The organism is Microcoleus anatoxicus, from assembly GCF_042465725.1.
Taxonomy (GTDB): Bacteria; Cyanobacteriota; Cyanobacteriia; order Cyanobacteriales; family Microcoleaceae; genus Microcoleus; species Microcoleus anatoxicus.
Genome location: NZ_CP120853.1, coordinates 433,828 through 449,236 on the forward strand (window position 1 = coordinate 433,828; position 15,409 = coordinate 449,236).

Consider the following 15,409-nt stretch of genomic DNA (forward strand, 5'->3'; position numbering starts at 1 on the left):
TATGATTAGTTTTGGATTAATTACTGAGGGATTGAGTGACCAGATTGTGATTGAAAATATTTTAGAAGGATATTTCAAGAATCCCGATCTAGATATTAGACCACTACAACCAGAAAGAGATAAAGATGATGAGAACAAATTTACAGGTTATGGTAGTTGGAGTCAAGTTTTTGCTTATTGTCGTTCAAGAGATTTTCAAGAGTCGTTTCAATTTAATGATTATATAATTATCCAAATAGATACCGATACTTCTCAAGATTATGGTATCCCACAGCAAGATGAAAATGGCAAATTTACTCCTGAACAGTTAATCGAAAAAGTCATTGCCAAGTTCAAACAGGAAATTGGCGAAGATTTCTACAGTAAATTTCAACAGCGAATCATTTGGGCTATATCAGTAGATTCTATTGAGTGTTGGTTGCTGCCACTTTATTATAAAAACAATAAAAAATCTAAATTAGAGAAGTGCTTAGGTACGTTAAATAGGGAGCTTGGAAAGCAACATGGTTTTACAATTCATGCCAAAAAACCTGAATATTATCGGGAAATTTCAAAACAATATAGCAAACATAAAACATTGATGGATTGTTACCAAGACAATCCCAGTTTGAAAAGTTTTGTGGTAGATATTGAAAGCAAAAAAATTGTAATAGTTTTAGAAGACGAGTGGTAAAGTTAGCAAATTTTGCATAAACTTTTTCACCGGCTAAACTTCCGATTCCAATTCGCTAACCCGCACCTGCACCGGCAACTCTACAGAATTCAATTCAGATGACTCTAATAATCCTGTCGCTTCTTCCTCAGCACTCGCTTCGCCGTGCCGTACTTTTCGCAATTTCTGGGTCAAAGTATCCCGCTGATTGATTAAATAAATGCTCACCAAAGTTAACCCAACACCCATCGATTGCAGCGGATTCAGGACTTCGCCCAAAAACAAATTGCCGAACAATAAGGCAAAAACTGGCGTTAAAAATGTTAAGGAACTTAAACTGGTGAGACTGCCGCTTGAAGCAAAGTAAAAGAACAAACCGTAGGCGATCGCACTTCCGAACACAGTAGAATAACTTAAGGCCATCCAGCCGGAAAAATCGATATTGACAAACTGCTCAGATTCAGTTGCAGCCGAAACTGCCAATAGCGGCAAACCACCCAAAATCATGTGCCAACCAGTCGCAACCACCGGGTCAACATAGCGGCAAACCCAGCGCACCAAAACTGTTCCCACAGCCATCGACAAGGCTGCCAACAGCATCAACCATTCTCCACCCTCAAACAACTGTCCGACATCAGCAGAAACCTGCACATTTTCAGGATGAAACAGTCCCAAAATCCAGCCATCCGGCAACCCAATTAAACTAATCCCAGCAACGCCAATAACTAATCCCAACCAGCCCCAGAAACCAATTTTTTCTTGAAACAGCCACAAACACAATATCGCCACAGCTAGCGGCTGAGAGTCAATCATCACCGAACCTAAACCCGCACCGGTTCTGGCCAAACCTTCTGCCAAAAAGCCTTGAAACAAAGTACCGTCAACTAGGGCAAATAACGAAATCCACAGCCAAGCTTTCCAACCCTGGGGCTGTGATTTTCCCATAAAGGCGGCGGCTAGGAGCACCAACACGCCAGCCGGCATCAAACGCACGACAGCCACAAACAGCGGAGTCGTGTGGGGCATGACTCCTTTCATGGCTACCATGGCCGTTCCCCACAGGAAAAACGGCGCAATTAGTAACAGTGGCGCGAAAGGCAGTTTGGAATCGGTAATTTTTAGCTGCATGGCGAGCGGGCTCCAGATAATTGATGAGAGTGACTCTCGTGGTGATGATGTAGTTTTGTTAAGCAATTTTTACAATTATATATTGATGTTGGATGAAGTGCGATCGGACTCTGTGGGGGTAAGGGGGTAACTTCTTCGTTCTTCCTTCTTCGTTCTCCCTTCGGATAAGGCACACTATAAGTTAGCTACACAATTTCACATTGCGCGAAAACTGCCCATGATTTGGCCATTCAAGCCTCGCTACCGTAAACAAATCGCTCACATCGAAATCACTGGCGCCATTGCTGGAGAAACCCGCAAACGAGTTTTAGAAGCCCTCAAAACCGTTGAAGAACGCAAATTTCCCGCTTTGCTGCTGCGGATAGACTCTCCTGGTGGCACTGTGGGGGATTCCCAGGAAATTTACAGCGCCCTGAAGCGTTTGGGGGAAAAAGTCAAAATAGTTGCCAGTTTTGGCAATATTTCGGCTTCTGGGGGAGTTTACATCGGTATGGGTGCCGAATATATCGTGGCTAATCCAGGTACGATTACCGGTAGCATTGGTGTAATTATCCGGGGTAATAATCTAGAACGGCTATTGGAAAAGGTCGGTGTTTCTTTTAAGGTCATCAAATCTGGGCCATATAAAGATATTTTGTCATTCGATCGCGAATTAACCCCACCAGAACAGCAAATTTTGCAAGATTTGATCGACACCAGCTATCAGCAATTCGTAGAAACAGTTGCGGTAGCCCGGAAACTGCCTATTGAACAAGTTAAAAGTTTTGCCGACGGTCGTGTTTTCACGGGCCAGCAAGCCTTGGAGTTGGGTTTGGTCGATAGATTGGGTAGTGAAGAGGATGCCCGTCGCCTGACAGCCGAACTGGCGGGACTTGACCCGGAAAAAACTGAGTCCTGCACTCTGGAAAAACCAAAACCTTTCCTAAATCGCGTTTTGGGGAGTAGTCTGGATACATCGGGGCTTTCAGCTTACAAAAGTTGGCTGGAATTCGAGCTGTCTGCTAGTGGTTTGCCACTGTGGCTGTATCGCCCGTGATTAAATAAATTGGTTATTAGTGATTAGTCATTAGTCATTAGTCATTAGTCAGCAGTCAGCAGTCAGCGGTCATTAGCTAACAAGTCAAGATTGCTGAGCGCAAATACCTAACAGCTAACGAATAACTAATGACCAATAACTAATGACCAATAACTAATCACTAATAACTAATGACTAATAACAAAAAAATGGAGAATATTTGCGTGGAATGGCAAGTGCGGGCGATTCGCGGGGCAACTACTGCCAGCGACAATTCGGTAGAAGCAATTCGAGATGCGGTGAGAGAATTATTAGATGAATTAGAAGCAAGAAATCATTTAGATCCTGAATTAATTATTAGTGCTACGTTTTCTGTCACTCGTGATTTAGATGCTGTGTTTCCTGCCGCGATCGCCCGCGAACGTCCCCGTTGGTGTAATGTTCCCTTATTGGATGTGCAGCAGATGTATGTCAAGGGTTCTTTGGAACGTTGCATCCGGTTTTTAATTCACGTCAATTGGCCAGCACATACCGAAATTTATCATCCTTATTTGCGGGGAGCTCAAAATTTGCGGCCGGATTGGAATTTAGCAGTGGCGGTGGCTGGGGAGAAATAATAAATTGGCTTTTGGCTTAGAGAAGCGATCGCATTCTGGTTAATTTTTTTTATACAAGACTTACGGACGCTTCTACCTAAAAAAACCCGGCTTCTTTGAGAAACCGGGTTTGTGTCAATCAGACGCTTTTTTGTGATGCAACCTAATCCCTAAAAAGATGTCATATATAAAACTCCAAAAGTCCTTTTTCCCTTCTAATATTCCCAAGCTTTGAGGAGAACCTTTTTCATCTAATAGCGGCTTGACAGCTTCATAGGCTGGCTTGTAATTGTACCAAGGAATTGAAGGCCACAGGTGATGAATCAGGTGATAATTCTGACCCAAAATTAAGATATTTAGAATTGGACTAGGATATACTCTGGCATTTTTCCAGCGATCGCGCTCGTGAAATGGACGGTGGGGCAAATAATCAAAAAATAGCCCCAACGCCAACCCGACTACTAAAGCAGGAGAAAACCAAAAATTCAGCACGTAACCTAAATGGTCGTATTGAATGGAGATATAAACCACTGCGATCGCAAATAAACGGCTGAAAAACCATTCCCAAAGTTCGTTTTTTCGCCACAGTTGGCGCTTAAAAAAGAAAATCTCGTGGTAAAAAAACCTCGCAGCAATTAACCACAGAGGCCCGCCGGTGGAAACATAATGGTCTGGATCGTTATCTGGATCGTTAACGTGAGCGTGATGCTGCATATGTACCCGTGTAAACACGGGAAAAGCAAAACCCAACATCAGGGCGCTACCGTGTCCCAAAATAGCGTTAATGGTGCGATCGCGGTGCGCTGCATTATGAGACGCATCGTGAATCACTGTTCCAGCCATGTGCAAAGCCAGAACATTCAGGAAAAAACAGCACCATTGGGGCCATTCCCCATACCAGAAACCCCAGTATGAAATCACGATAATCGCTAATGCACTCAAAAATAGCAACAGCGTCGGATTGAAGTCACCTGGAGGACTCAGAAACTCTTTCGGCACTGTCAGTGGCCGTCCTGCCTCCGACATTTTTGTTAGCACTCCTTAATATTTCACACTTGCGTAGTATAAGATACAAGGCTGCCAATAGTAAAGTTTTGTGAAATAAGTGTATCTAATCTCGATCGCCCGTCCTGTACACAAAATCCGAGTTAAAGGACAGTCACACAAAGCTGTTGCCAAACTACCAAAAAATAAATGGGTATATTTGTATATTTGTCAAGTAGTAGACGAAAATTATTGGGAAACTGTTGCGATCGAAAAGAAAAGATTACGGATGGGTAAAAAGTCAGATATTCTATATATTGGTCAATACCTGCGGTCATTCACGATCGAAAAATTTTTAAGAATTAAGACAACTAGCGTCATTGCTTGTACTGAAAGATGAAACGTTAGCCGAAAATTACACAATAAATCCTCCAGCCACCCCATGTGAATTCATGCAACTGCCAAAAGCCTTACGCCGGACTAAAATCGTCGCCACCATTGGCCCAGCCACCTCTGATCCACAAGTGCTGCGGAACCTCATAGAAGCAGGTGCGACAACTTTGCGACTCAACTTTTCCCACGGCTCAGAAGAAGACCACCAACGGAGCATTCGCTTAATCCGGCAAACATCCTTTGAACTAAATCAGCCCGTGGCAATCCTGCAAGACCTCCAAGGCCCGAAAATTCGTTTAGGTCGCTTTGAAACAGGGTCGATTGTGGTCAAAAATGGCGATCCGTTCATTTTAACCAGCCGCCCAGTTCCAGGCACTGAGATGATTTCCTCAGTCACCTACGAACCTCTAGCAGACGAAGTTCCCGAGGGAGCGATGATTCTGCTAGATGACGGGAAAGTGGAAATGCGCGTGGAAAAAGTAGACCGGGTGTCGCGGGAATTGTACTGTCGCGTTGTTGTCGGTGGACCCCTTTCCAACAACAAAGGCGTGAATTTTCCGGGAGTATACCTGTCAATTAAAGCGCTGACCGATAAAGACCGCAAAGATTTAATGTTCGGACTCGACCAAGGTGTCGATTGGGTAGCTCTGAGCTTTGTGCGGAATCCCCAGGATATGCTGGAAATTAAAGAGCTGATAGCCAGTGCCGGTAAGCAAGTACCGGTGATTGCAAAGATCGAAAAGCACGAGGCGATCGAACAAATGGAGGCAATTCTGGCCTTGTGTAACGGGGTGATGGTTGCCCGCGGGGACTTGGGAGTAGAACTGCCGGCAGAAGACGTGCCGATTTTGCAAAAGCGACTGATTGCGACTTCTAACCGCATGGGAATTCCGGTGATTACCGCTACCCAGATGCTCGATAGTATGCTTCACAATCCTCGTCCCACCCGCGCGGAAATTTCCGACGTGGCCAACGCGATTCTCGACGGGACTGATGCGGTGATGCTCTCGAACGAAACAGCCGTGGGCGACTTCCCGGTAGAAGCAGTGGCGACGATGGCAAGAATTGCGGTGCGGATGGAGAGAGAAGGAATTCGGGGCAATATTAGGAATGTAGAAGATATTGGTCGATCGATCCCCAACGGCATCAGTCAAGCTGTCAGCCAAATTTCCGAACAATTGAATGCAGCAGCGATTATGACGCTGACCAAAACCGGTGCTACAGCCCGAAATGTGTCGAAGTTCCGACCAAAAACTCCGATTTTGGCAGTTACTCCCCACGTAGACGTGGCGAGACAACTGCAACTGGTGTGGGGAGTAAAACCGCTGCTGGTGCTAGATTTGCCCTCGACCGGTCAGACATTTCAATCTGCAATCAATGTCGCCCAGGAAAAAGAGTTACTGTCCGACGGAGACTTGGTAGTGATGACGGCAGGTACTCTGCAAGGGGTAGCCGGTTCAACAGATTTGATCAAAGTTGAGGTAGTGACAGCGGTTTTGGGTAAGGGAACAGGTGTCGGGCTAGGTTCAGTCAGCGGTATGGCCAGGGTAGCTAACACTGCTGCGGATGTGGCGAATTTCCACCCCGGAGACATTTTGGTAGTCAACCACACTAGCGCTCAGTTTGTGGAGATGATTCGGAAAGCAGCAGGTGTGGTGACGGAGGAAGAAAGTTTGACTTCTCACGCGGCGATTATTGGTTTGCGTTTGGGCGTACCGGTGATGGTGGGCGTGAAGAATGCCACCCAGGTGATTCGGGACGGCACTATGCTGACGTTGGATATGCAGCGGGGTTTAGTTTATTCCGGTGCCAGAGGTGGCGGGATTGACGGCGAACTGGATGTTTGATGGCAGTTGTGAGTGATGAGTTGTGGGGTTGAAATTCTACAACTCATTGCTTTTTTTCTGGCGATTATGCTAATCTTATTAATTGTCTGTGCCGATGTAGCTCAGGGGTAGAGTATTCGATTCGTAATCGAACGGTCGTGGGTTCAAATCCCACCATCGGCTTACAAAAAACCACCTATTTTCAAGGGTTATACAGCTCGTGAATGCTGTATAACCTTTATTTTGTCTATGACTTGTCTATGACTTGTATATGGTTTGTCTATGACTTGTCTATGATTTACACAACCACGGCTTTACCCTCCTGAGTACCCAAGTATTTCCAAAAACACCTCTACATCAGCCAAGTCCGCCCTCGACTTTTTACGCCACGCTTTTAACTCGTTAAGCAGTTCAGTCGGCTTCAGGGGGCGACAAGCGCCCCCGAACAGTTATAGGCAAGGCTTTTCGCGCCTTAGATTTCTGGAACCTGTAAATCACGCCTGTTGCCCGCGTAGTGCCTGTAGATCATCTCTGGGCTATTACCACCCACCGCGCTACATCTTGGGCATCAATACCTTTTTGACATACTCCCCGACCTTTCATGTGCGGGGATTCTTAACACTTCATCGACCAATACTACCGAAGTAGTTTTACTCAGTTGACCTGTTCATTTTAAGTCGTGGCAATGCCCTATCCCGACTATGTATCGTTTGGAAAGAAAAACATTAACAATACTTTTTATTTTGCTTCCCGGTTGGATTTTAACCATTGCCCTTCAGTCTTTCCCTATTACTGGATCAGTCCCGGTTTCAACTCAAAATGAGTATATATCGCTGCAATCTTCGGTATCAACTGGCTCTCTCGGATCTTGGGTGTAAAATGTAGCAAATAATACTAAATTCCTGAATAAGGAAAGCTGAAACCCTAGATTTTGCTAGCTCATAATCATTACTTATCACCATAATTACGAGAGAGTCATATTTTTTAGATTTTAGATTTGGGATTAAGCACTTTTGAATCGTCAAAAGCCTTGACATTGCGTGAGTTTTGCAGTATTTACCGGCAAAGTCGATCGCCCACAAATACCAACTCAATGTTTGCTAAAATCAGAATACTCTACTCGCAACCAAAGCGCTACCTGTGGCAAATTCAACTGAATCCAACAATCCAGAGAATCCGAGTCCACTTGCCCGCACACCTCTGTACGACCTATCATTAGAACTCAAAGCTCGGATGGTCCCATTTTCCGGGTGGGAGATGGCGGTGCAGTACAGCGGTCTGAGCCGCGAACATCAAACAGTGCGATCGCAAGTAGGAATGTTCGACATTTCCCACATGGGAAAATTTGGTTTGAGAGGGAAACAATTAAGAGCAAAATTTCAACCCTTAGTGCCCTCAGACTTAAGTCGATTGCAACCAGGTCAAGCTCAATATACAGTATTGTTAAATGCCCAAGGCTGCATCTTAGACGACATTATTTTCTACTGCCAAGAACCCGATGCCACCACTAGCGAAGAACGGGCAGTCATCATTGTCAACGCCGCCACTCGCATCCGAGACAAAGCTTGGATCGCAGCCCATTTAGAATTAAGCGGTGTCAGTTTTACAGACATTTCACATGACAAAGTTTTAATCGCCCTTCAAGGGCCGGAAGCTATCAGTTACCTCCAGCCTTTAGTGGCAGACAACCTCACGCAAATTAAAACCTTCGGTCACTTAGAAACAAACCTGTTGGGACAGCCAAGTTTTATCGCTAGGACTGGCTATACAGGTGAAGATGGGTTTGAGATTATGGTGGATGCAGCAGTAGGAAAAGAACTGTGGCAACAATTATTAACTGCCGGCGTTGTACCCTGCGGTTTGGGTGCGAGAGACACCTTGCGTTTAGAAGCCGCAATGGCATTGTACGGTCAAGATATCGACTATAATACGACACCTTTAGAAGCCGGATTAGGTTGGGTTGTTCACCTAGATACCAAAGGCGATTTTATTGGCCGCGAGGTTTTGGAACAGCAGAAAGCGAGTGGAGTTTCCAAGCGGTTAGTAGGGCTAGAAATGGCAGGGAAGCACATTGCGCGTCACGGCTATCCGGTAATATTTGAAAATGAAAAAGTAGGAGAAGTTACTAGCGGTACATTATCACCGACTTTGAATAAACCGATCGCCCTTGCCTATGTTCCCACAAAACTAGCTAAAATTGGTCAGGAATTAGAAGTCGAAATTCGCGGCAAAAACTATCCAGCTAGGGTGGTGAAAAAACCATTTTATCGATCGCCAAACCGACCGAGTTAACTTAAGTAAGTTAGGATTAATTCAGGGGCGGGCTCGCGTGCCCACCCCACCATAAAATGTATTTCTTCTTGTGGAACGGGCACGCGAGCCCGTTGCTCAAATTCGTCGAGAAGATTCATCTACAAGCTTAGCAAATTTTCGCAAAGTTTTAGCATAGCGATCGCCAGCCACATCCATCAAATCATTGTGACCGGCCCCCTCGACCCAAAAATTCAATTTCGGCTCGTTGGAGGACCCAAATAACTGCTCTCCATGCCAAAAACGAACCACCTCATCAGCCTTACCGTGAAGCACCAAAACAGGCGATCGCACTTTGCCAATCTTATCAATATTCACAAACTTATCAAAAGGTAAAATCGGAATCCGCGTCAACACCCGAAAAGCCGAAACAAACGAACTTTCAACCACCAAACCACCGACTGTTTGCCGCGAAGCCAAATCAATGGCCGGGCCACCACCCACAGAACGCCCGTAAACAATAATTTGCTTTGCAGGTACTGCCAACTTTAGGGTTAAATAATTGTAAGCAGCCTCAATATCACGATAAGTATTATACTCCGAAGGCTTTCCCTGACTGGTACCGTAACCTTGATAATCATAGGCAAACACAGCAAAACCGCTATCTCGAATCTCTCTGAGTACCCACAAAATTCCGCTCAAATCTTCCGCATTCCCGTGACTGTAAAGTATGGTATATTTAGCTTGGGGGTTAGGAAAATGAACGGCAGAAATTTTCAAGCCATTAGCTGAGTTAATTTTGATAACTTCCCTGCTATCATTCTGGCTAGATGATGGAGGTTGAAAAATTAGCCTTTCTGAAAAAAAGAAAGCATAAAAACACAGAAATGCGTAAATAAAAATAATAGAGCGCATCAGTCGTTTCCAAGAAAATTCTCCGAAAAGCAAGCGTTTAATATTTTTTCTATTCTTGTTTGCCATCACTAAATGACCATAGTTTAATAAGATTTAGTTGATAGTTTATTTATTGCGAGAAAAGACATGGCACTAGAATACCCAGAGGACTTGAAATACCTAGACACCCACGAATACATCCGACTCGAAGGCGAAATTGCTACTATCGGCATCAGCGCCTTTGCCGTGGATCAACTAGGTGATATCGTATTTCTGGAATTGCCAGAAGTAGGCGCAACCCTGGAAAAAGGCGAAGCTTTCGGTACAGTCGAGTCAGTGAAAGCTGTGGAAGACTTGAAAGCACCCGTTACCGGCACTGTCATCGAACGCAATGATGCCATTGTAGAATCTCCTGAGAATTTAGCGGAAGATGCCTATGGCGCTGGGTGGCTGTTGAAAGTGCGCGTGGCAGATTCCAGTGAAGCGAATGAGGCTTTGTCAGTCGAAGAGTATCGCAAAATGGTGGAAGGGGAATAGGGAAAAGGGGGTTGGTTGATTCTTCCACAATCCGCCAGGGGTTGAACTCCACGGGGCTTTTAGCACAACTCGTCTTTAGACGACTGATAGCCAATGCGGCTTAAATACCCCTTTATCTCTTAGTCTGCCGAAGCAGACTTCGTTTGACTTTCGAGAGCGATTTCAATCGCCCAGCTTAATCTACAGTCGTCTTCAGACGACTTTAGCTATGAGACAGGGGTTTCAACCCCTGTCGGACTATCGGACTGTGGGACTATCGAACTATCGGACTGTCGGACTATCCGATTGTGGGACTATCGGACTATCGGACTGTGGGACTGTCGGACTATCGGACTATCGGACTATCCGATTGTGGGACTATCGGACTGTCGGACTATCCGATTGTGGGACTATCCGATTGTGGGACTATCGGACTATCGGACTGTGGGACTGTCGGACTATCGGACTGTGGGACTGTCGGACTATCGGACTATCCGATTGTGGGACTATCGGACTGTCGGACTATCGGACTATCGGACTGTCGGACTATCCGATTGTGGGACTATCGGACTGTCGGACTATCCGATTGTGGGACTATCGGACTGTCGGACTATCCGATTGTGGGACTATCCGATTGTGGGACTATCCGATTGTGGGACTATCCGATTGTGGGACTATCGGACTGTCGGACTATCGGACTATCCGATTGTGGGACTATCGGACTATCGGACTATCCGATTGTGGGACTATCGGACTATCCGATTGTGGGACTATCGGACTATCCGATTGTGGGACTATCGGACTATCGGACTTGGAGAGACGGAGAAAATCTCCCCTCTTCCGTTGCAAAATGTTAAAAACAAAGAAGCAAAAGTCTATTCAGGAGAATCCGCCTTGGTACTCTACAGTTCTCAAATTGAGTCGAATCAGCAGCAAAAGCTCACTCCCATCGATGGTTTTGCGTGCCGGCACATTGGCCCGACACCAAGGGAAATCCAGGAAATGCTCGATGTTTTGGGCATCGATAGCCTCGATGATTTGATTGACAAGACAATTCCGGCGGCGATTCGCATTCAGCAACCCCTGGAATTACTTGCTGCAAAAAGCGAGTATGCTGCATTGGCCGAATTGAAAGAAATTGCTGCAAAAAATGAGGTATTTCGATCGTACATCGGCACTGGATATCACGACTGCATCACACCTCCGGTAATTGGGCGCAATATCCTAGAAAATCCTGGCTGGTATACAGCTTACACTCCCTATCAAGCTGAAATTGCCCAAGGGCGATTAGAAGCTTTGCTGAATTTCCAAACCATGATTATTGAGCTCACAGGTTTGGAAATTGCCAACGCTTCTTTGCTGGATGAAGGGACTGCGGCGGCGGAAGCGATGGCGGTGAGTTACGGCGTGAGCAACACTTCGACTACGCTCAACACTTCGACTACGCTCAACACTTCGACTACGCTCAGCACTTCGACTACGCTCAACACTTCGACTACGCTCAGTGACCGGCGCAATTCGTTTTTTGTGGCTCAAGATTGCCATCCTCAAACCATTGAAGTTGTGCAAACTCGCGCTAAGCCCCTGGGAATTGAGGTGATTGTGGGCGACCATCGAGACTTTAAGTGCGATCGCACAATCTTCGGTGCCCTGCTACAATACCCTGCAACAGACGGCGCAATTTACGACTACACAGATTTTATCGCATCAGCCCACGCAGTGGGAGCCTTAGTCACGGTGGCCGCCGACATTTTGAGCCTTTGCGTACTTACACCCCCAGGGGAATTCGGCGCTGACATAGCCGTAGGAAGCACTCAGCGCTTCGGAGTCCCCCTGGGATTCGGAGGGCCTCATGCAGCCTATTTCGCCACGCGAGAAGAGTTTAAACGGCAAGTTCCAGGGCGAATTGTTGGCGTTTCTAAGGATGCTAATGGCAAATCTGCTTTACGTTTGGCATTGCAAACTCGCGAACAGCATATCCGTCGCGAAAAAGCAACTAGCAATATTTGTACAGCTCAAGTTTTGCTAGCAGTGATGGCGGGTATGTATGCTGTGTATCACGGGCCCCAGGGACTCAAACAAATTGCGGAACAAGTACGCAGTTTAACTGTTATTTTAGCTGCCGGTTTGGAAGGTTTGGGATACAAAATTGGTGCTGCACCTTTCTTTGATACTCTGCGCGTCGAGTTGGGAGATAAGCCACTTGCTGAACTTTTAAAAGCGGCGGAAAATCACCAGATAAATCTCCGGGTGTTTGATGAAAAAACAGTGGGAATTAGTCTGGATGAAACTGTGACGGCGGCAGATGTTCAAGAATTGTGGACAATTTTTGCCCAGGATTCGGATGGTATTGGGGCTGAGGCTAAGGATGTGCTGAAAATTTCCCTAGATGGAGATGCTGTTACTTCATCTTTAATGTTACCTGCTTTTTGCGATCGCACCAGCAGCTATCTCACTCATCCTGTTTTTAACAGCTACCACTCGGAAACTGAACTTTTGCGCTATATGCACCGATTGGAAGCCAAGGATTTATCGCTGAATACCTCAATGATTCCCTTGGGTTCCTGTACGATGAAATTGAATGCCACAGCGGAAATGTTGCCGGTGAGTTGGCCAGAATTTAGCAAGATTCATCCCTTCGCACCAAGCCATCAAACTCGTGGCTATCAAATGATGTTCGTGCAACTCGAACAATGGCTGGCAGAAATCACTGGTTTTGCCGGAATTTCCTTGCAACCAAACGCTGGTTCCCAAGGGGAATATGCGGGTTTATTAGTAATTCGTCAATACCACGAAAATCGCGGCGAATCTCACCGCAATATTTGTTTGATTCCCCAGTCAGCCCACGGGACAAATCCAGCTAGTGCGGTGATGGCGGGGATGAAAGTAGTTGCGGTTAATTGCGACTCTCAGGGAAATATTGATGTTGCTGATTTGCAGAAAAAAGCTGAAAAGCACAAAAATGAACTAGCTGCTTTGATGGTGACGTATCCATCTACCCACGGCGTTTTTGAAGAAGAGATTAAAGAGATTTGCGAGATTGTCCATCAAGCTGGGGGACAGGTTTATATGGACGGCGCAAATATGAATGCCCAAGTTGGTTTGTGTCGTCCCGGTGATTTTGGTGCTGATGTTTGTCACTTGAATTTGCACAAAACTTTCTGTATTCCTCACGGTGGTGGCGGGCCTGGTATGGGGCCCATTGGGGTGATGTCTCATTTGGTGGAATTTTTGCCTTCTACTGATGCAGAATTAAGAGCTTACCCCCCCCAAAAGAGGGCGGGCACGGGGGCACCGCCCCTACAATCGGGGGGGAGCAAGATAGAATCTGTTGGTGCTGTTTCGGCTGCGCCTTGGGGAAGTGCGAGCATTTTGACTATTTCTTGGATGTATATTCGGATGATGGGAGGAGTTGGTTTAACTGAGGCGACAAAAGTTGCAATTCTGAATGCGAATTACATGGCAAAACGGTTAGAATCCTATTATCCAGTTTTGTATAAAGGGAAATCTGGTTTAGTCGCCCATGAATGTATTTTGGATTTGCGAAATCTGAAAAAATCGGCGGCTATTGAAGTGGAAGATATTGCTAAACGGCTGATGGATTACGGCTATCACGCGCCGACGGTTTCTTGGCCAGTTGCGGGTACGGTGATGGTGGAACCGACGGAAAGTGAATCGAAGCAGGAATTAGACCGTTTTTGCGATGCGATGATTGCGATTCGTGGGGAAATTGCGGAGATTGAAAATGGGAATGTTGATGCGAAAAATAATGTGTTGAAAAATGCACCTCACACCGCAGAATCTCTGATGGTTGATGAGTGGAATCTTCCTTATACTCGCGCCCAAGCGGCTTATCCAACACCTTGGACTCGCGAACATAAGTTTTGGCCTGCGGTGGGTAGGATAGATAATGCGTTTGGCGATCGCAATTTTGTCTGTTCTTGTTTGCCCATGGAAGCTTACAATTAAGATTGTCATCCCTGAGTCTAAATCCCCTCCCATCGCCCACATCTCACTCTAGAGACATCAACTTTGGATAAAACTAGGTAATTTAGGAGATTTTTTCTCCTAAATACCTTTTAATCTATAAAATATGAATAAAAATATTGCTAAAAACTTTGCTTTCAGATTAATAACCTATCTAATTTTTCCCATATTTCTATCTGTCGGTAGTGCCGAAATTGTCTTACGAGTTGCGGGATACAAACCCTGGCAAAGAGAAAATGTTGATGTTGCAGTTGAACCCAAAGGTAATTTTTTTACTAAGGATTCTGAACTTGGATACAAGCATTTGCCAGGAAAGTTTCAAGTAACACTTAACGGTAATTACTCATTTAATGCTACTCACTTAAACAATAGTTTAAGAATTACGCACCCTCTGAATACTTACAAATTACAGTCAAAAAAACCAGAAATTTGGATATTTGGCTGTTCTTTTACCTACGGTTGGTCCTTGAATGACAGCGAAACCTATGCTTGGTTGCTACAGGAGAAATTACCACAATATGAAATTGTCAATTTTGGTGTTAATGGCTATGGAACTATCCACTCGTTGATTCAGTTTAAACAAGCAATTAAGCAAGGAAATAAACCGAAAATTGCTGTGATTGCCTATGCGGGTTTTCATGACAGACGCAATACTTTTTCGAGGGCGAGAAGAAAGCAATTGGCTGATTGGAATAAACTGGGTGTTTTGTTTCAGCCTGATGCTAGGTTGAATAAACAACAGGGTTTTACCTATACTATGGCACAACTTGATTATCATGAGTTGCCGTTGATGCGGGTGTCGGCTTTAGTGAATTTTCTGGAGGTTAATTACAATCTATTTGAGGAGGAATTTTATAGAAGCCATGAGGTTTCTAAGGCAATTATTGCAGAGTTTAACCGTTTGGCTAAGGCGAATGGGGTGAAGCTGGTGGTTGCGGGTATTAACCCTGGTTCTGCTAAAATGTTGGCGGAGTTGAATGGGGAGGGTATTGCGACTGTGGATATTTCTGTTGATTTAAAAATACCTGCTAATAATAATTTACCTCATGATTTGCATCCAAGTGCGATCGCTAATCGGCAATATGCAGAAAAGTTGGAAGGTTTTTTACAAGCTAATTTTTTAAATTAAGTTAACGAACCGCGAAGGCGCTAAGGGTACGAAGGAAGA

At 45.3% G+C, this 15,409-nt stretch carries 13 protein-coding genes and 1 tRNA gene; 11 read left to right on the forward strand and 3 right to left on the reverse strand.

The features are described 5' to 3' along the window. Nucleotide 1: 1 nt before the first annotated feature. Nucleotides 2-673, forward strand: a complete 672-nt coding sequence (locus P2A85_RS01945; protein WP_377477236.1) for a phage tail protein — start codon at nt 2-4, stop codon at nt 671-673. A 33-nt stretch (nt 674-706) separates the two neighbouring features. On the opposite strand, the gene P2A85_RS01950 is transcribed toward P2A85_RS01945, so the two are convergent. Continuing rightward, nucleotides 707-1,780, reverse strand: coding sequence for a DMT family transporter (locus tag P2A85_RS01950; protein WP_377477237.1), 1,074 nt, complete (start codon nt 1,778-1,780; stop codon nt 707-709). On the opposite strand from P2A85_RS01950, the gene P2A85_RS01955 reads away from it, so the two are divergent. From P2A85_RS01955 to aroH, 3 genes are all read left to right on the forward strand, one after another. Continuing rightward, entirely contained in the window at nt 1,779-1,910 is a 132-nt protein-coding gene (locus P2A85_RS01955; protein WP_377477238.1) for a hypothetical protein, read from the forward strand. The genes P2A85_RS01950 and P2A85_RS01955 overlap by 2 nt on opposite strands. Before the next feature lie 87 nt (nt 1,911-1,997). Further along, complete coding sequence (gene sppA / locus P2A85_RS01960; protein WP_377477239.1) at nt 1,998-2,816, forward strand: signal peptide peptidase SppA; 819 nt, start codon at nt 1,998-2,000, stop codon at nt 2,814-2,816. A 203-nt stretch (nt 2,817-3,019) separates the two neighbouring features. Continuing rightward, nucleotides 3,020-3,412, forward strand: a complete 393-nt coding sequence (gene aroH / locus P2A85_RS01965) for a chorismate mutase (RefSeq protein ID WP_377481241.1) — start codon at nt 3,020-3,022, stop codon at nt 3,410-3,412. A gap of 114 nt (nt 3,413-3,526) precedes the next feature. On the opposite strand, the gene crtR is transcribed toward aroH, so the two are convergent. Next, complete coding sequence (gene crtR / locus P2A85_RS01970; RefSeq protein WP_377481244.1) at nt 3,527-4,417, reverse strand: beta-carotene hydroxylase; 891 nt, start codon at nt 4,415-4,417, stop codon at nt 3,527-3,529. A gap of 79 nt (nt 4,418-4,496) precedes the next feature. Between crtR and P2A85_RS01975 the strand changes: the two genes are divergently transcribed. The 4 genes from P2A85_RS01975 (at nt 4,497) to gcvT (ending at nt 8,886) form a co-directional block, all read left to right on the forward strand. After that, nucleotides 4,497-4,775 carry a hypothetical protein gene (locus P2A85_RS01975; protein WP_377477240.1) on the forward strand — a complete coding sequence of 93 codons (279 nt, stop codon included), beginning with the start codon at nt 4,497-4,499 and terminating at the stop codon, nt 4,773-4,775. 52 nt (nt 4,776-4,827) lie between these two features. Beyond that, complete coding sequence (gene pyk / locus P2A85_RS01980) at nt 4,828-6,615, forward strand: pyruvate kinase (RefSeq protein ID WP_377477241.1); 1,788 nt, start codon at nt 4,828-4,830, stop codon at nt 6,613-6,615. Nucleotides 6,616-6,705: 90 nt separating this feature from the next. Further along, nucleotides 6,706-6,777 (forward strand) — tRNA-Thr (locus tag P2A85_RS01985). A 957-nt stretch (nt 6,778-7,734) separates the two neighbouring features. Further along, nucleotides 7,735-8,886 carry a glycine cleavage system aminomethyltransferase GcvT gene (gene gcvT, locus P2A85_RS01990; RefSeq protein ID WP_377477242.1) on the forward strand — a complete coding sequence of 384 codons (1,152 nt, stop codon included), beginning with the start codon at nt 7,735-7,737 and terminating at the stop codon, nt 8,884-8,886. A gap of 96 nt (nt 8,887-8,982) precedes the next feature. Here gcvT and P2A85_RS01995 read toward each other — a convergent pair whose 3' ends face one another. Next, complete coding sequence (locus P2A85_RS01995) at nt 8,983-9,825, reverse strand: alpha/beta hydrolase (protein ID WP_377477243.1); 843 nt, start codon at nt 9,823-9,825, stop codon at nt 8,983-8,985. A 60-nt stretch (nt 9,826-9,885) separates the two neighbouring features. Between P2A85_RS01995 and gcvH the strand changes: the two genes are divergently transcribed. The 3 genes from gcvH (at nt 9,886) to P2A85_RS02010 (ending at nt 15,370) form a co-directional block, all read left to right on the forward strand. Continuing rightward, nucleotides 9,886-10,275, forward strand: a complete 390-nt coding sequence (gene gcvH, locus P2A85_RS02000; RefSeq protein ID WP_340517082.1) for a glycine cleavage system protein GcvH — start codon at nt 9,886-9,888, stop codon at nt 10,273-10,275. 873 nt (nt 10,276-11,148) lie between these two features. Continuing rightward, a complete protein-coding gene (gene gcvP / locus P2A85_RS02005) occupies nt 11,149-14,223 on the forward strand; it encodes an aminomethyl-transferring glycine dehydrogenase (protein ID WP_377481247.1) in 3,075 nt (1,024 codons plus the stop codon). Between the two features lie 124 nt (nt 14,224-14,347). Next, nucleotides 14,348-15,370, forward strand: a complete 1,023-nt coding sequence (locus tag P2A85_RS02010; RefSeq protein ID WP_377477244.1) for an SGNH/GDSL hydrolase family protein — start codon at nt 14,348-14,350, stop codon at nt 15,368-15,370. Nucleotides 15,371-15,409: the final 39 nt, after the last annotated feature.

Coding starts and splice junctions, on each gene's coding strand:
- P2A85_RS01950 (WP_377477237.1), bottom strand. CDS start 1,780: ATGCAGCTAAAAATTACCGATTCCAAACTGCCTTTCGCGCCACTGTTA.
- gcvH (WP_340517082.1), top strand. CDS start 9,886: ATGGCACTAGAATACCCAGAGGACTTGAAATACCTAGACACCCACGAA.
- P2A85_RS01945 (WP_377477236.1), top strand. CDS start 2: ATGATTAGTTTTGGATTAATTACTGAGGGATTGAGTGACCAGATTGTG.
- sppA (WP_377477239.1), top strand. CDS start 1,998: ATGATTTGGCCATTCAAGCCTCGCTACCGTAAACAAATCGCTCACATC.
- P2A85_RS01995 (WP_377477243.1), bottom strand. CDS start 9,825: ATGGCAAACAAGAATAGAAAAAATATTAAACGCTTGCTTTTCGGAGAA.
- pyk (WP_377477241.1), top strand. CDS start 4,828: ATGCAACTGCCAAAAGCCTTACGCCGGACTAAAATCGTCGCCACCATT.
- crtR (WP_377481244.1), bottom strand. CDS start 4,417: ATGTCGGAGGCAGGACGGCCACTGACAGTGCCGAAAGAGTTTCTGAGT.
- P2A85_RS01955 (WP_377477238.1), top strand. CDS start 1,779: ATGGCGAGCGGGCTCCAGATAATTGATGAGAGTGACTCTCGTGGTGAT.
- P2A85_RS02010 (WP_377477244.1), top strand. CDS start 14,348: ATGAATAAAAATATTGCTAAAAACTTTGCTTTCAGATTAATAACCTAT.